We start from the raw sequence: 20,155 nt of genomic DNA on the forward strand, positions 1-20,155 counted from the left end.
TCCTCCTTTAGAAGTGACATGAAGGGCACCGATTACTATAGTTGCAATATCAGAGCATAGATCAATTCTGACCATACTCCATGTCCAACAACCGTGTTAGCGAGTAATTGCGCCAATCTACGGAAACACCTTTCCGTTTGAGGCGGTTCGCCGCACTGATCCTAGATTCTGCGTCAATCATGTCCGTTAGCGAGATTGTTCGCCAATCCACGTTATACCCCAACTGGGAAAGGCGGTTCGCGGTACCAATCCTAGATTCTGCATCAATCATGTCTGTTAGCGACTTTGTTCGCCAGTCCACGTTATAGCCAAGCCTGGCGAGTCGGTTCGCCGCAGAAATTCTAGATTCTGAATCAATCATGTCCACTAAAGAGCTTGTCCGCCAATCAACATCATAGCCCAGGCGCCGAAGCCGCTGTGCAGTATTGTACTTAGACTGTTCCTCAAGTGTGAGGTTTTCCGGTGCAACTGTAGTGGCGACGGAAGGGCTGCTGCCCCTAACGGGAGTACTGTTTACAGATACGCCTGGGGACACCGATGGGTACGAGCGGCTGCTTAATTGCCTAGCCTCCAGAATCGCCTCCGAAACTATTTCATTTCGGTAGGCTTCAACATCACGTTCAGCTCCAGACAGAGCCCCCTGACGGTACCGGTAGCTCCCGCAACGGCTGTTGTAGTCGTTAACGATCCGGTTGAATTCATCAATGCCTGCATTGGTATCGATGACGTCCCGCATCGCTTTAATGCGAATATCCTCTCGGATACACCAGCGGATCTCCGGCACAGACAGCACATTATCGTTGCCGATTGAAGGCTTTGTACACTGCAGTCCGTCGCTTGGGACCGTGCTAGAGGGTTGAACTTCCGGAGTCGTGGTGCTCTGTGGGTAGCCGTTGCTCTGCGAAGACGAAGGGGGACTGTATGAAGGGTTCTTGTTGCTATGGTCACCACTATTAATCTGCCAGATCACTAAAACAACAGCGATAAAGCCAACAATCCACCTGCCCCCCGAACCGCCGTCGTTTTTTCGAGAGCTAACGGTTTCAATAGGTGGGGGAGAGCCTGCATTTTTCCGTTCAGGCTCGGGAAGAGCAGTGTCCAGCGGAGGCTGCCGTTGTTGCTTAGATGTTGAGGGCTTGGCCTCCTCTTCTGGCTCAGGCTTTATGGGCTTTGTAGCACCAAAATCGGATGCCAATCCAGAAAGCCCGGAGAAGCCCTTTTTATCCGTATCATTATCACCAATCATGAGCGTAGCCCCCTTCCATCTACACATTTAATGCCGACTATCCCCCATTATGACCGAACACGAGTATGGAGCGTGAAGAGGTGGCCACTTTGCCAGTTCCAGCAAGGGAAACGCCGCTGATGGCTGCGGAGTGGCTTACCGTTGGATCTGTGGGATAGTCCGGGTGTCAGAGATTAGGCCAGATAGTATTCCCCGTTTGTTGTCTTTGCTGTGCATATTATTTTTAGTTCCCCAAAAGACTGCTCAGCCGGTCTCCGCCCTGTTTCCAGAACATGCGGATAGCAGCCTCGAGAACATGAATGTTGTCCTCCTCCTGGTACGAGAAGTCTGCAGAAAGTTTCCTGTCTTCTTTTTTCCCGATGCAGAAAACACCAGCACCATTCCAGATCACCAACTCACCCCAACGGCAAAAGACTCGTTCGTTGCTGCCAAAGAGTTTTTTCCGCTCTAGCTCAATGCCGTCATCGCTTATAACTGTGGAGCCGAAGCGATATTTCTTGCCGTCTCGCAGACCTTCAAGGTATTCCGTCAACAAACGGACGCCGACTGCCCTCCACAAACGATCAACAAAGTTGGAATATGTTGCTTCCTTCTTCAGTTCAATAGTTGCGAAATTTGAGCCGTTGCCGAAAACGATGCTATACGTTGTTCCGGTGGGGATGCCGTTAAGCGAATGCCGGGTCCCCCCCCAACGAATCCTGGTAATTGAATCAAGATTCCAACGGCGGCCTTTCCACTCAATACCCTCAGGAGAAATGCGCAGTTTGTCTTTGAAAATGGCCCCGACATCGACCTCATAGGTTATTTCTCTTCGCCATTTTTCAGCCTTGTTCTTTGCATCCTCTATGAAACGAATCCGCTGCTCCGCTATCTCACTAAGAGCGTCTGCGTCCTCAGCGGTGCGTTCGGCGACCTCACCAACCTCTGCAAATACTTCCTGCAGCATGTTTGTGAGTTGCTGTGAGAAATCGAGCTTACCGTGCTCATTGAACATATGAATCGCCAGACCACGAACCAGACCGGCGACGCGGTGGCTCGCATCATGATCGAACCCTCGACTCTTCGCACTAAGCTGAATCGGCTGAGCGACGATATCCCAGTTCTTAACAACCTGGACTAATTGATTCACCATGGGAGCCAATAAGGAATCCGGCTGCTCCGCGTCGACGGAGGCTCGCAGTTTTTCCACAAGGCCTCTTATGTTCTCTTCTTCCTTATCTAGAAATCCCTGTGCCTCTACCTCATACGAGTCAACAAGGTCAGCTATCAGAATAGGGCCGTGCTCTTCGCCATCGTCAGTCGCGGACTCGACGGCAACTGTGACTGCCTTCACGAGTTCTTTTGGGGACAGGTAGTCCAAGGTCGACTTGATGACCTGGCGATAGTGCCTCCGGCGTTCCATGATTTCAGCTTCGACGGCTGAGAGGTCCGATACTTCCGGAAAACCAGAAACAACCCGTTCCTCGTTGATAATCACTCTCAGCTCATCTGGGACGAGGTCCTCGAATGCCCATGAAATTTCGAGGATCCATTCCGCAACAACATCGGCATTGTATTCAGGCAAACGTGTGAGGGCTGCAGCGAGTATATTCGCCCTAGCAATTGACGACAGCTTGTCGACAGCGAGCAAATTGGCTGGCGAGGATTCAAGGAGCGACAACACCTCTCCTGCTCGTTTCGGTCCAATACCAGGCAGCCAGGCAACTTCAGCGGAGAGCCTTTTCCGGGGGTTGGTCAAACTCGACCGCGCCTCCATGCACTCGCTTGGGTCGAGCAAAAGGCTTCGGTCATCGGCGAGTTCCATGATACGTCGGCGATTATCGCGAGGGCTGGCATTCAGAATGTGAAAAGGGTTTTGCAATAGGTCCATGCTCCGCTCCGGTTACTTGTCATCCCAGACGAATCCGATACGTTTGCTTTTCCTCTCTGGGGCTTTTGAAAGACTGTTCAAGGCGGCCTCAATGCTCTCTTGGTCAAGCACTGCCTTCCCTGCCTTTGCAGCGAGCCTTGCGGCCTCGCGTATGGCAAAAGCCGAATCGGAAAGAGCCTTCCCCGTGAGCGCATCGAGGATCTTGGTAACATCTAGTTTGTCGGATTTCGGCAGTTTGGCCAGGAGTGAATTCACAAGGGAAGCTACCTCTTCCCTCGACGGCATGCCGACCTCAATTATATGGTCAAAACGTCCGCGCCTCAGAATAGCCGGGTCAATTATCTCGATCAGGTTCGTCATGGCGATGATCAGCACCTTACTTTTGATAGCTTCCGGAATCCGCCGAAGGAATTCCGCTACCTCCTCGACGTGATGCAAGCCAGACGAACTACCAGATCGCCTATCGGACAGGAAAGATTCCATCTCGTCGATGACGACAACGGACGGAGCACCATCAATCGCCTTGTCAAATATCTCTGAGATCTTCTTGCTGGTTTCGTGAATGTAGGGGCTGCCGACACTATTGGAGTCAATCGAGTAGCTGGGCCAATCGATAAACTCGACAAGCCGCTCCACGGCAAAGGTCTTGCCACACCCCGGCGGCCCATGCAGAACGATTGCGGAAGGGAAATCGACACCCAACGCCTGGTACTTCTGTGCATTGAAGATGATGTCGATGACGTGCTCATTGAAAAACTCCTCGAGCTGCGGTCGCCCTGGTAGCTTAAACACTTTGGCCTCGGCCGATTTTTCGGGTGATTCCAGCTGGTCGTTTTTCCCAGCCGCCTCTGAAATGGAGGCCTTTGAGCCGGTCATGGGTTGAGAGGCGGGCTTTCGCTTGGCAAGTGAGTCAGCATCTGCAGGTACGTTAAAACCGGCTGTTTTAATAATTTCGGCCAAATCGCCAACGGGCATCCAACCGGTCAGGTTGGTCAAACGCCGGAAGGATTGCGTGGAGATGATAACCCCACCAGTGATGTAGGTCCCCAAAACTACTTCATCATCTACATAAGGTGTCAGCGTCCAGGTCGGAAGCAGTCTGGAATACTGCTCCACATAAAGGGCATCATGGAAAGAGGCCTCCTCCGAAAGTTTCCGAGACTCTTTGAGAGCGAAAGCAAAGGAAAGTGCATCGATTTTGCTCTCTGGGGATTTGCCATTCTCAATCGCCGTCAGGGTGTACTTCTTATGGCTGCTCAGGCTCCGGAATGTTTCACTACCGCAAGCAACATCTCCAAGCAGGGATTCATTGAGAAAATCGAACTCATCCCACTTCCGCGCCAGTTCCGGACGCACGAGTAGGATATTATTCGCCCCATTGGTATCAAAAATCTGCCACTCATCTCCTGAGTAGAGGAGCGACCGGATCTTAGATCCGTCCGACAGCTCAAAGCCTTTAGGCAGCCACAAATCCTTGGCCATAAATCATCCCCTGATAATGTTGGCTACGTCGAACATCTCGTTGTCGGGTCCACCGCCGATTTTAATCATCGAAAGTTGGGCAACAACGGCGCGAAGTTTTTCGATGTCATCGGAACGCATGAGTTGCGTGCCAATGTGGGCGAGTTCCTCGAAACGGTGCTTATCGGCAAACAGGTGAGGTGAGCTGACCATCCATTTGAAGCGCTCGACCACGAACCAATCCTGACGCCAAAGGATTTCGAAATTTTTACCTTTCAGTTCATCAAGCTGGTGCTCAAAATCCTTATCGTTTCTGTCAATTGATCGTTGAGCCGTTTTCGCTAAGTTGTCGAAGGCAGATGCTTCGGAGGGACGCGCATTCTGCCGGATATGTTCGTCAAAGAAGGACACCACACCGTCGAGGTCAATCTGGCGAATCTCTTTGAGGTGCTCCTTTCGCACTTGGGCCAGAAGTCTCCGTGCTTCGAGCACCTTCTCCATGGCCTCTTGTGACTTCTCTGTTTCTGCTTCATTTGGATCGAGCGCAACGGCGAATTCAAGTTTCTGTCGTGCTTGTTCCAGCTTGGGGTTGTCCACCACCTCGTTGATTTCGTCAATGCGGTTCAGGGTTCTTTCGCCTTCCTCGACAACCATAACGGCTGCTGCAGTGTAGTCGAGTTGCCCCTCTTGGCGAGAGTAGAAGTTCTTTCCAGAATGAAAGGTGCCGCCTATACAGGGCACGGACACTTCGATGATGATGTTGCCAGAGTCCAAGATCTCGAATTCGCATTCCAGATCGGCACCGGCGGGAATCACACCGTCTTCGATATCGGAGCCGGAAATTTTCAAGACACCGATGGGGCGGTTATCGGTAATGGGGTCTTCGATCTCCCCCTCCCAGAGTTTCAGGTTGAGTGATCCTGAGGCTCCGGATTTGAGCGACTCAGCCGCCTTGAACACCTTTTTCCCCTTCTTGGGCAGCGAGTCACCTGAGCGAACCAGATAGTCGAGCAGAGGGCGCCCCCCGAGCTTCTCCAAGACCTCAATGCCAACGGAGTGTGAGGCCGGGATGGCATCGACTGTGGCGGCGGTTCGCGTAATAACGATTTTGTCCTGTTCCAGGCCAATGGAGCCACCTACGGAATCAAAAACAAAGACCTTGAAAGTATTAACGCCGTTTTTTGTCAGGGTGACGTCGATGGCTGCGCCATGCTTGAGCGGCAATCTACCTGACGTCCAACCAGTGTCGACACTATCGACTTGGAACTCGGAGCCAGCCGCAGCCTGGCCTGCCAATTGAACGGCAATTTTGGCTTTAACATCCGGAGTGCGGGCGATGTAGTTAAAAGACAACGCCAGCCTGCCTCCGGAGGAAATCTGACCACGGGTGTTTTTGCGGGACCGGTTCTGGGAACTCCAGTCGATAGACTCCGCAAAAAGGCTCGCCCCTTCGGCTACGGCCGTCATGGGATTTACATCGGTATTTCCCGGAATTCCCAGTTCAAAGGCAACTTTGTCGCGCAGGGGCTTGTAATTGGTCGGTCCGCCGACGAACACAATCCGTTCCAAGTCATGCGGAGAAAGGCCAGCCTTGTTGAGCGTCTCTCGGGCAGACTCGATTGATTCAGCGACAAGTTCAGCGATGAGTTTGTCGTAAGCATCACGCTGCAGGGGGATATCGAGGTAGATTTCATTACCGTTCAGATCCCTTATTCGGGCCTCGGTTTCCGAAAGACTTATGACAGAATCCTCACGGGCGGAGAGCTCAATCTTGGCGCGTTCGGTGGCCCAGGTAGCCAACCGAATAAGCGACTTGAAGTTCGGATTCACGGAGAAGTCTTGTGGTAGATCGAAGTTTTCCAGCAGCCATGGGCGGACAACGTTATCGACGAGAACGCGGTCGAAATCCCGGCCACCACACATGGCGATACCGCCGTGTGCGAGGAGGTTGACCCGCCCACTAATGCTTTCAGCAATGGCGACATCCAAAGTGCCGCCACCTAGGTCATAGATCAGGAACATGCCGTCGGTGTTACGGGCACGCATGACGCTCATGACAGCGGCGACCGGTTCCTGCATAAGCGCAACCTTACCGAGACCTGCCATACTTGCGGCCTGCATGGTAGCGTTCTTCTGCATCTGGTTAAACGCCGCAGGAACGGTAATGACGGTTCCGGTATCAGGATCATTCCTGATTTCTTCAGGCATATAGCCGAACAGAAACTTCAACACCTCTGCTGAACATTCCTCAGGGGTCTTGGTCAGGTTTACCGCTGTAAGCCGCACGGGCGTGCTCGTCCCCATGAGCCGTTTGAACAGCATTGCTGAATTATCCGGGCTGTGCGGAGCCGAATCATATGCTCGCTTTCCCACATATTTGTTGCCGCGACGGTCGATATATATCGCCGATGGGGTCACATCATTCTGCTCGGGGCTCTTCCAAATGCGAGTTTCGGAACCGTCATAGGAACAGATCGCACTGTTTGTTGTACCTAGGTCAATGCCGACGAAATTTTTCATAGTTCCACCTTCCTCAAAGTCACGGTTCCTGTCTTAACCAAACCTTCTTTTCCCATAATGATCGGCTCGAGCATCTGGTCGACCATCAAGGCATCGTTCCCATCGAACTCTTCGATGTTCAGCGGGGTAGCAGCAATGCCGGGATCGAAGGGATGTCCCTCGACATTTACGATTCGTAGATCCGCTTGTTCAAGGGCCTCCTCGACCTTTTTGATGAACCAGCGGAACTGGCTTTTGTACCGGCTCTGCTCCCCGGCATCAAGTTTCAGCAGCAGACGGTCAAACACCCGGCCAAAGCGCCAAGACTCAATGGCCATACTGAGTATGACATCCCGCATAGACTCGATGTTCGTGGTAATTTGTTCAGAGTCCGTCATTTTTATCTCCATTTTCTGAAAACATACCGCACGTGAGGTTCGTCAAACCTGGCTTAATCGATTGGGTCAAGTAAATCCACTGCAGTCGGCGGTATCGTAGCCATCCAGACGGCTGTGTAGACGGACCGCCTGACGAAGACCGTCCTCATAAGCCAAAGAGTTTTAGACAGAAGAGGCCACGCGGCCCACGTTAATGAGGGTCACACGAACCAGAATACAAAAAGGCCGCCTGCAAACAAGCGACCTTTTTACATACAGTTAATATAAATAGATTCACATACAGCCACAGCCTCACTCCCTTTGCACCATTTTGCCCCTTTTTGTACACCTTAAGGGCTCCAGATGTCAACCCATCCATAGCCGGTAACTAATAAATTTTTACCAATACCACTCCGACAAAATTCAAGAAACAGCGATGGCACCGACTCCTTCTGAAACTTATGTGCCTCAACACACGAAAGCAAAGGGAGACGATCCACACGTCGCCTCCCTTCTATCCCTTGACTTACACCCAAGACAAGGGCAGTCGGCTCGTTATGATAACTTGCTCTTTAAAAACTCCAGTCCCTTATCCAGAAATCCTCCTTCGGGAACGACGCCATCAGGCGTAATTTTATCTACAATATCTGGCAACTGCTCTGAAAGCATGGCTGTCACTTCTTCAGTTGACATCCCTGCCTTGGCTGCTAAATTCTGGATTCTTTCGCTCCCTAACCCTTCTTCAATTTGTTCGGGAGAAATTGGCGTATTCTGCCCTGTTCCGATCCATGAAGAAATGGTGTCTCCGAGTCCCTTCTGCTGGAACGATTGGACCAGCCCGCTTAATCCGCCCCCTTCTTTATCTGTGAGAATATCCATAACCCCCTTGAGGAGCCCCGAGCTCTCTCCACCGGATTCGCTTGACTTGCCAAGAACCTTGCCTACGACGTCGTCAAATATTCCCATGGCAACCTCCTTGTTCGCGGCTACATGTGATTAATTCACTGCAGCTACTTCCCCCCCTGCTTGGACTCCCGGTAACCCGCTTTAATTGCCTCTGACTCCGTCATGTAGGTCCCCTGTTTAGTTTTGCCGTACCATGTGCTACCGGATTTGTGATATATTTTCGAATCCGGATTCACCCAGACCATGCCGCTGCCTGCTGGAGGCTGAACCTGTTTTACAGCTTTTGCCGCTGCCGGGTTAGCAGGTACGGATGCCTTGGGGACCGAGACTTTCGGTACCACAACCGGTGCCGCCACAGGAGTCGTGCCAACTGCCACAAAGGGCTGTATCTTTTCAATGACCTTGGAGGACAGTCCAGCTTTGGAGAGATCGGCTGCCGAGGTATACGGCCTGCCATCGATGATTTTTTTAGCCGTTACTGCGCCGACACCAGGCAGTTTCTCTAACTCCGCCTGCGAAGCACTGTTGATATCAACCTTGGCTCCTAAAACCGCGGGTTTCGTAGAGGTCTTTGTCTTTGCCGCCGTTTTTGCCTTATCCACGGCCTTTGCCTTATCCACGGTCTTGATGGCGTCGTCGGCACTGGCGCCCACCAGGGAAACCCCAATGGCGAGCAGCACAGCAGCTGCGAACAACACCCCATTCAGCAGAAAACGCCTCATGTCACACCTCCTTCATGCTTAAGCCAGATGAACCTGCCTGAAGTCAAATCTTGCCCGTGACGAGTCACTTCTTTTTTCCCGCCTTGGCAGCAGCCTTGACATCGATTGTGGTGGCTTTCATGGTGTACATGACAGTGACCTTGCTTCCAACCTGCAGATTGCCGGTCACCTTGGCATCCTTGTCCCGGGCGATTTCCCACTTTTCTTTACCCTTCTGGACCACGATCATGTCATCTTTCACCTCTAGCACCGGACCGGTTACTTGGTAGGTCTTGGTCGTGCCAGCGAACACCGTTACAGCGGTAAGCAGAGCTACTCCTATCAACGCGGCGATCAGTCTCATGTCCATCCTCCTTAGGGTAATAAGTTAAAAACAACTTTAAAAATTACCAGCCAACAGGTGTAAGTCAAGCTCTTACCATCCCATTGATGGGGTTGCAAATTACTCGCTCCGCCGTACACTTTCCTAGTTAATTCGCAGTTAAGGAGTTTATGTTTAGCGGCAAAGGCCTCAGTAGCCTGGCAGCCTGTGGACCAAACGCTGGCAATCACCTTAGCGGAGGTACGTATGGATAACATGAGTCAATACCGGCAGCTTGCAGTCACTTATGCCACCGAATTCGGGACCAAGGTCATCGCCGTAATTATTTTCTGGTTGGTTGGCCGCTGGTTGATTGGACTAGTGGGGCGCATGCTTCAGGGAGTTTTGGAGAAGCAAAAAGTCGATGCTACCCTAATGCGCTACATCGGCAATTTCGTGGCCGTCACGCTGAACATCATCTTAGTTGTCGCCATACTTGGTTACTGCGGAATCCAGACCACCACCTTTGCGGCGTTGGTGGCTGGTATAGGTATCGCGATCGGCGCTGCTTGGGGTGGGCTACTCTCGAACCTTGCAGCAGGGATCTTTCTCGTAGTGTTGCATCCATTCAAAGTCGGTGATTTCGTAACTGCTGGCGGGGTGACTGGCACAGTTAAAGAGATCGGACTTTTCGTTACCGCCATCAACACCCCAGACAATGTCTTGACTATGGTTGGCAATGGCAAAGTTTTCAGCGACAACATCCAGAACTACACCGCAAATCCGTTTAGGAGGGTTGAATTGAAATGCCAACTGGCCGGCAGTACCGATCACGTTGCAGCCATGCAGCTACTACGGAACAAACTAGCAACAGTTCCCAACGTGTTATCGCAACCGCCGGTGGAGGTCGAAATTTTGGAGTTCACCTTGATTGGACCCGTGTTGGCAGTTCGACCATTCTGCCACAACGACAATTACTGGCAGGTTTATTTCGACGGCAACCGTACTATCCGTGAGAGCCTTTCTGCAGCCGGGTTCCCTGCTCCAATGCCAGCACAGATGGTGCTAGTGAATTCAATAAACAGCCCAACGACATAAACAAGCAGGAGACCAACCTCGACACAAAGGATACTTACGATAAGTGCTGAATAGTAATGGCTGGAGGTGGACCGCTTTGGGAGTGGATCTATAACACAGTGACCTCACATTTAGAGGCAAGGGGGGGCAGAAAGGTATGCTCTTCCACCTTGGGGGAGGGGCAGCAGATTAACCAGCACGGGGATGGCCCTCTGAAACAACCCTTCATTTTCAAGAGAAACCTTGTATCCAGCTCGTGAAGGAGCATCCATCAAAGGCTTGATACATGTACGAGGTGACGAAACTGAAAATAGATAAGGCCGCAAAAGCGGCCTTATCGAGAATTCACGCGGTTAATTTTTGTAGAGTAGCCCCACTCGTTTAATTATTTAACCACCGGCACTGTCGCATCTTTTACAGCGTTCGCATCAGCCTTAGCTTTTTCCTTTACTCCTTTTGCATCAGCTTTGGCCTTGGCTTTTGCGTCTTTTGCCTCTTTGGTTTTCGCTTCTTTGGCTTCTTTAGCCTTTGCAACTGCATCAGCTTTTGCCTTTGCTTTTGCAGATTTTACCTCATCAGCCTTGGCTTTTGCATCAGCTTTTGCCTTCCCTTTAGCTACTTTCGCATCGTTAGCTTTTGCGGTAGCTGCATCTGCACCTTTCTGCACATCGCCAGCAGCCTTGTTTACAGCAGCAGGTACATAAGACGGATTGGTAGCTTCAGCAGCGAACGCTACAGCAGTAAAGGACACGGCTACCAGGGTGGCAACTATTGCAGACAGGACTTTCTTCATGGGTAACACCTCCAGATGATTTTGCGAACGTATTTAACGCTGTAGCCAAATATCATAATACTCGCAATTTGCTAAACCGCTAATACTCATTCTGACTTTACTCAGCCAACCTAGGATACATGTAGTACCGAGTACACTACCTTCTGCAAAATGTCATTCTTCATCTACTGAAACTTTTTTTGACATCAAAAACAATAGCCGCACCTAATTAATCTTCATGGCGATCATGTTTCTTATGTTTTTTATGCTTTTTGTGACCTTTATGTTTGCCATTATCTGAGTGCTCAGTAACCACTTTTTCTTTTACAATCACGCGGTCTCGCTCAACAACTCTTACAGGTTGAGGTTGAGGAGAGCCCACCTGTACTTGTACCCCAGGAGTACTGACGCCAACATTGACACCAGCAATAGCAAAACTTGCGGTTGCTCCAACCAGGACAATGCCACCAATCATTTTTTTCAACGTAGGTTCTCCTTGTGACTATCGTTAAAATGTTGCACTCGCGTAAGAGTCTTAATTGTTACCACTGTTCTCAGCCCGAGCCTTCTCGTTAGGAGTAATCTCTAGTTGCACACGGCGGTTTAATGCGCGATTCGCATCAGTGTCGTTGGGTACTGCGGGGCGGCTTGAGCCATACCCTATCGCAGTCATTCGAGCACTGGGCACTCCGTTTGAGACTAAAAAGTCACGAACCTGATCTGCCCGCCTTTGACTCAAAGGCTGGTTGATGGCGTCGGTCCCGCTAGAATCAGTATGCCCCTGGATAATTATGGTGGTTTCTGACTTCGCCAAGGTAGCCGCAGCCTTGGCCAGCGAGTCTTTAGCTGCCGGTTTGAGGTCAGCCTTGCCTGTATCAAACAATATCCCCGACGGCAGCGCTACAAACACCTTGTCCCCGTCCCTTACTACCTCGGCTTCAGGCATACTCTTTTTCAGTGCAGCCGCCTGCCGGTCCATGTAGTTGCCGATACCGCCTCCGACGACCGCGCCGGTAAGGCCACCGATTGCTGCATTCCGTCCTCGATGTGACTTCCCACCAACCAGTGCCCCCACACCCGCACCAAGTGCAGCGCCACCGAGCGATCCGATAGCGGTCTTCTGCCACTCGGTGCTACCGTCAGGGTTTGTCGCGCAACCACTAGCCAAAATTGCAACGAGGGCGCACCCAATGATGATTCTGCCTAACGCCTTTGTTTTCATGCTCTTTCTCCTTCGGGTTACATTAGTATGCAGATGCAAGAGGCTTGTTATCGCTAGTATCAGAACATAATTGCACATTTACATTCAATTAACGGTTACCCTTTAGTAAATCCCTGATTTCAGCAAGCAGAATCTCTTCTCGTGTTGGTGCAGGTGGCACCTCTGGTGCCGCTGCTTCTTTTTTCTTCATTGTATTTATCGCCTTGACTGCCGCGAAAATTGCAAACGCGATTATGGTAAAGTCTATGAGGGTTTGTATAAACTTGCCATAACTGATCAGCACAGGAGGCTTTTTGTCAACCCCCTCCTTCACAATGATGGCCAGTTGGGAAAAATCAACTCCCCCCAGCATGACTCCGATTGGTGGCATAATAACGTCACCGACAAAGGACGACACTATTTTGGCAAATGCTGCACCAATGATGATACCCACCGCCATATCGACAACGTTACCTTTTACAGCAAACTCCTTAAATTCTTTGACAATGCTCATGTTGATGTCCTCCGTGAGGATTACGAGTTAGGCCCCACCCGCCAGAGCGGCCAGATGGGGATTGGTGTACGACGTCGTAGTTGTCATAGCTCCTGTCAAGGAGATGAAGGGGGCAGCATAGGATTTGTCGACCCCACGGGAACAGTATCCCTGTTTTCGTTTTGATTTCTGGCAAGCTGCATCTACTCATTGCTGGATCCGAGAAAGCGGTAAATCGCACCACCAGCTACCGCCCCGACAATTGGGGCAATCCAAAAGAGCCACAGTTGCGAAATGGCCCATCCTCCGACGAATATAGCAACCCCCGTGCTGCGTGCTGGGTTTACCGATGTGTTGGTGATTGGAATGCTGATGAGGTGGATCAAGGTAAGCCCCAAGCCGATGGCAATCGGCGCAAATCCCTGTGGTGCACGTTTGTCAGTTGCTCCCATGATGATAAACAGGAACATCATGGTCATGACAATCTCTGTGATGAGTCCAGCGAACATCGAATACCCGCCGGGGGAATGCTCCCCATAGCCATTTGAAGCGAAGCCCGCAGCAACATCAAACCCCATTTTTCCGCTCGCAATCAGGAAAAGTACTGCCGCACCAGCGATCCCCCCGAGCACCTGAACAATGATGTACGGCACAAGGTCTTTAGCAGGGAAACGTCCGCCTGCAAAGAGACCGATGGAAACCGCCGGGTTCAGATGGCAGCCCGAAATATGTCCAATAGCGAATGCCATCGTGAGGACCGTCAAACCGAAAGCCAGAGCGACGCCATGTAACCCAATCCCAACATTCGGCAAAGCAGCCGCGAGTACCGCACTACCACAGCCACCAAGAACCAACCAGAATGTACCGATGAACTCAGCGCAGAGTCTCTTTGACATTGTGATTCTCCTTCCAGGTAAGAGTGCGATGAAACATGAGAAATCATAGCAAAACACCCTCCTAGAAAAAACTCCAAAAGGGTGTTTGCTTGTTAGCGTCGGTAGCAATGATTACTAATTGTTGTTGCAGGTGAAGTTGGATTCAATACGACGATTCTGTGCTTTCCCTGCTTTGGTCTTGTTGCTGGCGATGGGCTTTGTAGGACCATATCCAACAGCTTTGATTCGCTCAGGAACGATCCCGAATTCTTTGACAAGATAATTACGTATCGTATCTGCGCGTCGCTGAGAGAGTTTCATGTTAAGTGCTTTGGGGCCAACATTGTCAGTGTGTCCCTCAATCACCCCCGTGGCTTTGGGAAACTCGTTCAAAAAGTCAGCCAGAGTTTTCAATTCATTGCGATACTGGGGCTTGAGATCGGCCTTGTTAGTATCGAACTGGACGTTTATGACTGCAGGGCTGCACAGTTTAGGAGCGGGAGCAGGAGCTACCACTACTGGAGCGGGTGCGATTACCGCAACTCTTGCTGCGCTCTTAGCAGTGCCGCCAGCGCCATTGCAAGTCAGGGTGTACGCAGCATTGTCAGTGGGGGCAATCGTCATAGTGCCCTGAGGCTGAACAGAGCCAATTTCAGGCTGAATTTCGCAGTTGGTAGCATTGTTCGAACTCCACGTCAAGGTCGCTGTTTCACCTTTGGTGATCGAGTTCGGGGCAACCGTCATATTGACAGAAGGAGCCGGAGGCACCGGCACTGGGACAGGAGCAACTACCGGAGCCGGAACTGGCTTTTGCACAGGAGCAGGCTCAACAACCGGTTCGGGCACAGGGGCCGGAGCCGCCACTGGTGCAGAAGCGGTCTTGCCCCCAAACAAGAAGGTCAGACCCGCTGTGTATTCCCAGTTGTACTTGGGACTGTCAGGGCTCTCCAGTAAGAACAGCTGACGAGCATCAGCGCGCAGAGCTACCGAGTCGGTCACAAAGTACTTGACCCCACCGCCGGCATTGATAGTCGCATCGGTGGTTCTGTCGCTGATTTTAAGCCCTTCACGGCCGTGCCCATAGGTAATTCCCCCGCCGCCCACGGCAAGGTACGGTACCAGCGGCCCTTCAGGGAGGAAGTTGTAGAGGATGTCCAAGCGATAGGACAGTGCGTTGACACTCCTGTCATTGCGCGTTCCTTCGGTCGCAAGGTAATCAGCGACGGCTTCGACCCCCCAGTTCTTTGTCAGGTCGTACCCCAGACGCAGCCCGAAGACAGGGGCGGTTTTCAGGTGCTGCTCACCATCAAAGGTGTAACCACCGGCAAACGGAGAAATAGAGAACGCCCCCTCTCGCTCTCCAGCGATTGCGGCAGTCGCCACAGTCAGCACTGCAGCGCAGGCAAACATCGATGAAACAATCTTTTTCATACACCCTCCTTTGAACAAATTAGAGACCTACAAGCTCAAACGCCATGCGGCGTCGAACATCACCTAAAGACCATAACAAACCTCCGCCCCAAAAGCAACTTCCATTAATGCACAACTATGTGTGGCCCATTTTGTCTATCGGAATCCAATTTCAACCCACCATCGACAATTATGAGACCTACCCGCAATCTAGTAACGGAAAAATATTTCACAGAGTGTGGGCAACCCGGAACGCCAATACTGTGTTAAAATTCGAAGCCGACCCACAAGCTGAAGGGGGCGAAGACTTTGGATGCTAAGCTATAGCAAGGGTTGGGCTTGAGGTAGTCGGTGATGATGTCGCTTACGAACATGTACTTGAGCTTGATGGCGCTTGGCCTACTTCTACTGGTCCAAACAATGTGTCGATGGTCATAGTGCTTCCTCCAATGTTTTTAATGTTTAATACTGACGACGTGAAATACTGACCTTAGATGTCTACTTTTCACCATGTGATTCGAGCAACTCCACCTCCATATGTTTGCTCCAGATATATAGCGTAACCAGAAAGCGAATTCAAGTCACAAGAGATAAATTTTAGACGTAATTACAGTAAGTTAGAAAGATGCGCAGAAAACGTGCAAGTTGCAAAAGTACCTATTTTTGCGACACAACCAAAACATTTATCCACAGATTATTGGGATTTTTCCACAGGCACAGTTGAAAGGTGTTGCAATTGTCACGTTACAATACAATAATTAGATTGAAGACAATGTGATAGTACCAGCGGTGGATCGCCTGCTCAATGCAACAAAGCAGAAGGCAAGTGAATGCTTTGAAGCAAGAAGATGATGGGGGCAATTGTCTACAGCTTTATGCACCGGCTGCTGATATACATACAACACAAATTTTGAGCGTTTAACTCAACAACGAGGCTCTTATGAAACAGGACGAATCTGCCGGACCTAAAACGATACTTCTTGTTGATGACGAGGCCCAAATGAGGTCCTTGCTCTATACCCTCCTTACTAATTATGGTTACAACGTCATACAGGCGGTTGATGGACAGGATGCGCTAGATAAGTTCGAGCTAAACCAGCAGTGTATCAATTTGGTTGTAACTGACATCGTCATGCCTAGAATGGATGGTATCTCTAGCTTTAAAGAAATGAGCAAGAGAAATGCATCAGTTCGCGTACTTTATATGAGCGGATATATTCCAGAGCGGCCACTTCCGGAAGGCGTTAGTATCCTCCTAAAGCCATTCTCTCCTCTAGACTTTCTTCAAGCGGTTCACTCCATCCTTGGCGACTAGACCAAATTTCATTTTTTCACCTCAGGTGCTCAATCAGCTTCATGGTTGTAAATCGGATTCCAATTTTAACTCACCTTCCTCCTGCCGGGTGCTCGGCGGGGGAAGATTTGCCTTTTTCCTGCTCAGGCGTGTCGATCGGCACCCAACTTTAACCCACCATCGGCATCTTGAGACCCACCCCCTCAATCTGTAAAGCCTCAATATTTCACAGGGGGTGGGTCACCCTTGGACGCCGATACTGGGTTAAAATTCGAAGCCGATCCACAACAACCGTCGACGGGAGTCCACCAAGCTATAACTGCCTATCATCAGGAGTCAAATCTTGATACATTCCCGAGACATCCACCTGAGCAGCAACACCATTTACCCTGCACCAAGCTCCCCACACGTAGTCGCCGTCAGCGTCATACCCCGACCTGCCCGTGAGTACGTACACCCTCCCAGATCTCGTCACACATTTCCTCGTCTCGGGATCATAGGAAACGATGGCGGTGCTCACCCGGCCCTCAAAATCATACCGGTTGTAGCCAACGATGTGGCGTTCTCCTGCACAGGGCCCTTCAAGCACCTCGAGAATCCGCCAGCGCTCTATGACGACCTCAGGCTGCTCTGCCACAGAAGGGGTTTTCCAGAATCCGCCGATGATGAGCATTTCGCTCTCCGTTTTTTTTGTCATATTCCTTTCTCCTTATCAGCCGTAACATCGACTCCCATGTCGTGAGCAAAAACATAAAACATCCGAACTGCCAGCAGCCTCTCCAGGTAGCGCTGCTGCATAACGCGCGCTTCTCGAAGCCAGCTAAGTACTTTGTGGTTTCGACTGCTGCCCTTTAGCATTTCCTTTTCCAGCTTGAACATGTGACCAAAGGCTGGATTCAGGGCCGAACCGTAGAAAACATCTACATCCAGTTGCCTTGCTGGTAACGCCATATGCCGGTCCTCCGACCAATGATCCAACAGCAGCTTCGCCGAGGCGGTGAAGACATAGCTAGGGATGTGGCGGTGCCGGAACTCCCACTCGCTCACCCGAGTCTCAGGAACAGGGGAATAAGGGACCCCCTGGGAGTAAATGGCGATCTGTTCACCCATTTGCTTCATGGTGAGATCCAAGGTCTGCCTGATTCTCCTGATATCAACCGGAACAATCTGCTTTTGCCTGTCATTCATGGTTTACCTCCTTTTTTTTCATACTCCGGACCAGTATTTCCTGAGATCTTCAAGCCGTGTTGCACGCGCCACATACTCCTGGGTCAACTCGAGCCTCCGCACTGCGTAAAGAAGCCCATTACACTCCCCTGCAAGCGCACGGAGCCTCACGTGGAGTTCCCTGTGCAGCCTTGGAGGCAGGGCTACAAGGTTCGAAGGATCGTTGTCATCTTTCCGCTCGTTTACGTGGTGGACAAACCATCCCTTCGGGACTTTTTTCCCGTTGACCATTTCCCACACTATGATGTGCTCCATTCGCCGGATCACGGATTTTCCAACCGGAAGAAGCCGCTCTATGTACCCACTCGAAGTTACGATCGCCCGTGCTTTTTGAAACCAAGCCGGATCGCTGCTGTCTATGGCGAGTTCGGCGACACGCACAGGCGCCACAACCTGTTTACCCTTGCCAGAGTGATGCTTGTTTCCAGCCACAGCCAGGTCCGTCATGCCAGTCCCCCCATCGCTCCGTAAAGCATCTTTGCTTCCACGAACGCCCTGCTGTTCAAAAACCGATACCCACCAAAGTCGAACAGCGGCACATCGGGCACTCCCTGGACGCGATCGTGCACCATCTGGATTTTGACCCGGAACTCCATGAAAAAAGCAACCACCTCCCGCCGGGAATTCGGCGGGGGAAGATTTGCCTTTTTCCTGCTCAGCCGCAAGCCCTGCTCTGCGACTTCGAGAAAATCACGCGTCTGTTCTGTTGCCAGATTGTGCAGGACATCGGCGACCTCCGGATCAAGCTGGTCCAAGGTCATCCCAACGTTCTGCCCTACCCATTGCCGAACATCCTTTTTCCCTCTCATGTTCATGGTTCCCTCCCATGCGTTAAGTTCGTTCACAGAAGATCAACCCCCGTCAACTGTTCACAAATGCCATTATATCACGTCGCGCGCGCGAACTCAACAAAAAGTTCACGTGCGCGAACATCTTCTTGATACTCATCCACCGCTATGCTAAAAATGGGGCATGGAAAAGATCATCGACCAGCAGATGTTTATCGACCGCTTGCGCGATCACATGGTATCTAAAGGATTCAGCCAGGCAGCCCTTGCCAGGGCCGCGGAACTCTCCCCATCTGTCCTCAGCATGTACTTTTCCGGCACCCGAACCCCAAATAGGGAGGCGCTCATGCGCCTTGCCAAGGCGCTTGATTGCTCAGTCGACTATCTTGTGGGGCGCAAATCGAGGTCCGAAATCGAAGACCTGGTTCAACAGGAAAAGATTCAAGAACTTATCGCAGAGTTCAGCGCCCTTTCCGCACATGACCAAAACCGCATCATGGATATGATTCGCCTGCTGCGTGCCGGCACCACATCTGAATAGCTCCCCTTCCGCCGTCCCTTCATGCACAATAAAAAACGGGGCTCGCCCGCCACTGCGTTGCAGTGACAGACGAGCCCCGTTCACTTTGTGATGGCTCCGTTGCTGGATAGATTGCCTAGCGGCAGTAGTGGGAAATGACATCGATTCTGCCGTGCCCGAGATCCCTGGCAATGGCCTCGCGGTCAACGCCAGCCGCTTTCAAAGCCTGAGCGTACCCATGCCTGGCAAGGTGCGCATTCGCACCATTCTCTTTCGTGGCACCCGCGCGATGCAGGGCATTACGCTGAAAGTCATAGGCCTGCTTGAGGGTCATGCTGGCGGGGATCAAGGATTTTGCTCCTGTTTCGGCCAAATGTTGCTTAAGAGTTGCCAAGGCAGCGCCTTTTTCAGGTGTATCGACTGTAAGGCTTCGAGGCCGACCACCCTTTGTACCTTCAATCTTGAGCAAAGTCCTGCCACGAGTATCGGTAAAGGTGATTTTGGTGAGAAGACTTTCCTTCACCCGGGTGCCAAAGGAAGCACGAAGGTCACTTGCGATTCCCAGCCACTCCGCCTTTTCATACAGAGCCTGGCGTACCTCCAGCATCTTTTCAACGTTCGGATCTTTCGGCTGAAGGCGAGTACCGGCTCTGGAACCTCCCAATGCTCCGTTGTCTCGGGGGACGATATTAGCCTTCCCGATAGCACCGGCGAGCGTTCTCATTGCCGTAGCGTACCCGCTGATAGTTGATGGAGACAAGCCTTCAGACTTGAGCTTTTCAAATAGGTCGTTCACGAACTTGCCACCAACCTGGTCCATATGCTGGTAGCCCTTTTGGGCGGCAAATTCTGCGATACGATTAAGATTTCCGAGAAGTTTTTCCCGGGTCAATGACGCGCCATTCCAATTTTTCCCTATCACGTTCCGTGCTTCCTGTTGCAGTTTCTCTGTGTGCGTTCCCATAAATTGACCTCCCGTAAGTGATGTGCTGCGGCATGCGTTCCTGATTTGGCAATCAGGAGCGCATGCCGCAGCACACCGCCTAGCCCCAGCAGATGCTGTTGAGTGTAGGTGTCTGTGGTCTTCAGTTTAGAAAACCACCGAATGCGGGCCAT

The 20,155-nt window shown here is 51.3% G+C and carries 22 protein-coding genes; 3 read left to right on the forward strand and 19 right to left on the reverse strand.

Annotated elements, in window-relative coordinates:
* Window positions 1–61: 61 nt before the first annotated feature.
* The 8 genes from KOL99_RS08020 to KOL99_RS08055 all read right to left on the reverse strand — a co-directional run bounded on the left by KOL99_RS08020 (window position 62) and on the right by KOL99_RS08055 (window position 9,424).
* The gene (locus tag KOL99_RS08020) at window positions 62–1,246 is read right to left on the reverse strand and encodes a hypothetical protein (RefSeq protein WP_216509943.1); all 1,185 of its coding nucleotides are present in this window, start codon (window positions 1,244–1,246) and stop codon (window positions 62–64) included.
* A gap of 223 nt (window positions 1,247–1,469) precedes the next feature.
* Window positions 1,470–3,116: a hypothetical protein gene (locus KOL99_RS08025; RefSeq protein WP_216509944.1), complete on the reverse strand. Its 1,647-nt coding sequence runs from the start codon at window positions 3,114–3,116 to the stop codon at window positions 1,470–1,472.
* 12 nt (window positions 3,117–3,128) lie between these two features.
* Complete coding sequence (locus KOL99_RS08030; RefSeq protein ID WP_216509945.1) at window positions 3,129–4,598, reverse strand: ATP-binding protein; 1,470 nt, start codon at window positions 4,596–4,598, stop codon at window positions 3,129–3,131.
* A gap of 3 nt (window positions 4,599–4,601) precedes the next feature.
* Entirely contained in the window at window positions 4,602–7,097 is a 2,496-nt protein-coding gene (locus KOL99_RS08035) for an Hsp70 family protein (RefSeq protein ID WP_216509946.1), read from the reverse strand.
* Complete coding sequence (locus tag KOL99_RS08040; RefSeq protein ID WP_216509947.1) at window positions 7,094–7,474, reverse strand: hypothetical protein; 381 nt, start codon at window positions 7,472–7,474, stop codon at window positions 7,094–7,096. The genes KOL99_RS08035 and KOL99_RS08040 overlap by 4 nt, the downstream gene beginning before the upstream one ends.
* Before the next feature lie 534 nt (window positions 7,475–8,008).
* Entirely contained in the window at window positions 8,009–8,419 is a 411-nt protein-coding gene (locus KOL99_RS08045) for a YidB family protein (protein WP_216509948.1), read from the reverse strand.
* 44 nt (window positions 8,420–8,463) lie between these two features.
* Window positions 8,464–9,081: a ComEA family DNA-binding protein gene (locus KOL99_RS08050; protein WP_216509949.1), complete on the reverse strand. Its 618-nt coding sequence runs from the start codon at window positions 9,079–9,081 to the stop codon at window positions 8,464–8,466.
* 64 nt (window positions 9,082–9,145) lie between these two features.
* Window positions 9,146–9,424 (reverse strand): hypothetical protein, encoded by a 279-nt coding sequence (locus KOL99_RS08055; protein ID WP_216500815.1) that lies wholly within the window; start codon window positions 9,422–9,424, stop codon window positions 9,146–9,148.
* 225 nt (window positions 9,425–9,649) lie between these two features.
* On the opposite strand from KOL99_RS08055, the gene KOL99_RS08060 reads away from it, so the two are divergent.
* The gene (locus tag KOL99_RS08060) at window positions 9,650–10,480 is read left to right on the forward strand and encodes a mechanosensitive ion channel family protein (RefSeq protein ID WP_216509950.1); all 831 of its coding nucleotides are present in this window, start codon (window positions 9,650–9,652) and stop codon (window positions 10,478–10,480) included.
* 364 nt (window positions 10,481–10,844) lie between these two features.
* On the opposite strand, the gene KOL99_RS08065 is transcribed toward KOL99_RS08060, so the two are convergent.
* The 6 genes from KOL99_RS08065 to KOL99_RS08090 form a co-directional block, all read right to left on the reverse strand.
* On the reverse strand, window positions 10,845–11,252 hold the full coding sequence (locus KOL99_RS08065; protein ID WP_216500817.1) for a hypothetical protein: 408 nt from the start codon (window positions 11,250–11,252) through the stop codon (window positions 10,845–10,847).
* Window positions 11,253–11,460: 208 nt separating this feature from the next.
* Window positions 11,461–11,715, reverse strand: coding sequence for a hypothetical protein (locus tag KOL99_RS08070; protein ID WP_216509951.1), 255 nt, complete (start codon window positions 11,713–11,715; stop codon window positions 11,461–11,463).
* Window positions 11,716–11,766: 51 nt separating this feature from the next.
* Window positions 11,767–12,453, reverse strand: coding sequence for an OmpA family protein (locus tag KOL99_RS08075; protein WP_216509952.1), 687 nt, complete (start codon window positions 12,451–12,453; stop codon window positions 11,767–11,769).
* Between the two features lie 88 nt (window positions 12,454–12,541).
* Window positions 12,542–12,946, reverse strand: a complete 405-nt coding sequence (gene mscL, locus KOL99_RS08080) for a large-conductance mechanosensitive channel protein MscL (protein WP_216509953.1) — start codon at window positions 12,944–12,946, stop codon at window positions 12,542–12,544.
* A 182-nt stretch (window positions 12,947–13,128) separates the two neighbouring features.
* The gene (aqpZ, locus tag KOL99_RS08085) at window positions 13,129–13,821 is read right to left on the reverse strand and encodes an aquaporin Z (RefSeq protein ID WP_216509954.1); all 693 of its coding nucleotides are present in this window, start codon (window positions 13,819–13,821) and stop codon (window positions 13,129–13,131) included.
* A 114-nt stretch (window positions 13,822–13,935) separates the two neighbouring features.
* The gene (locus tag KOL99_RS08090; protein WP_216509955.1) at window positions 13,936–15,231 is read right to left on the reverse strand and encodes an OmpA family protein; all 1,296 of its coding nucleotides are present in this window, start codon (window positions 15,229–15,231) and stop codon (window positions 13,936–13,938) included.
* Between the two features lie 919 nt (window positions 15,232–16,150).
* Between KOL99_RS08090 and KOL99_RS08095 the strand changes: the two genes are divergently transcribed.
* Entirely contained in the window at window positions 16,151–16,525 is a 375-nt protein-coding gene (locus tag KOL99_RS08095) for a response regulator (protein ID WP_216500823.1), read from the forward strand.
* A 292-nt stretch (window positions 16,526–16,817) separates the two neighbouring features.
* Here KOL99_RS08095 and KOL99_RS08100 read toward each other — a convergent pair whose 3' ends face one another.
* The 4 genes from KOL99_RS08100 to KOL99_RS08115 are packed head-to-tail and all read right to left on the reverse strand — an operon-like array spanning window position 16,818 to window position 18,546.
* Complete coding sequence (locus KOL99_RS08100; protein WP_216509956.1) at window positions 16,818–17,201, reverse strand: hypothetical protein; 384 nt, start codon at window positions 17,199–17,201, stop codon at window positions 16,818–16,820.
* A complete protein-coding gene (locus KOL99_RS08105) occupies window positions 17,198–17,692 on the reverse strand; it encodes a hypothetical protein (RefSeq protein WP_216509957.1) in 495 nt (164 codons plus the stop codon). Before KOL99_RS08105 ends, KOL99_RS08100 begins: the two co-directional genes overlap by 4 nt.
* 18 nt (window positions 17,693–17,710) lie before the next feature.
* Window positions 17,711–18,178 (reverse strand): HNH endonuclease signature motif containing protein, encoded by a 468-nt coding sequence (locus KOL99_RS08110; protein ID WP_216509958.1) that lies wholly within the window; start codon window positions 18,176–18,178, stop codon window positions 17,711–17,713.
* Window positions 18,175–18,546 carry a hypothetical protein gene (locus tag KOL99_RS08115; protein ID WP_216509959.1) on the reverse strand — a complete coding sequence of 124 codons (372 nt, stop codon included), beginning with the start codon at window positions 18,544–18,546 and terminating at the stop codon, window positions 18,175–18,177. The genes KOL99_RS08110 and KOL99_RS08115 overlap by 4 nt, the downstream gene beginning before the upstream one ends.
* A 157-nt stretch (window positions 18,547–18,703) precedes the next feature.
* On the opposite strand from KOL99_RS08115, the gene KOL99_RS08120 reads away from it, so the two are divergent.
* The gene (locus tag KOL99_RS08120) at window positions 18,704–19,060 is read left to right on the forward strand and encodes a helix-turn-helix domain-containing protein (RefSeq protein ID WP_216509960.1); all 357 of its coding nucleotides are present in this window, start codon (window positions 18,704–18,706) and stop codon (window positions 19,058–19,060) included.
* A gap of 115 nt (window positions 19,061–19,175) precedes the next feature.
* Here the strand turns inward: KOL99_RS08120 and KOL99_RS08125 are convergent, their stop codons facing one another.
* A complete protein-coding gene (locus KOL99_RS08125; protein WP_216509961.1) occupies window positions 19,176–20,003 on the reverse strand; it encodes an integrase domain-containing protein in 828 nt (275 codons plus the stop codon).
* Window positions 20,004–20,155 lie beyond the last annotated feature (152 nt).

The sequence above is a fragment of the Geomonas azotofigens genome (assembly GCF_018919395.1).
Lineage (GTDB): Bacteria > Desulfobacterota > Desulfuromonadia > Geobacterales > Geobacteraceae > Geomonas > Geomonas azotofigens.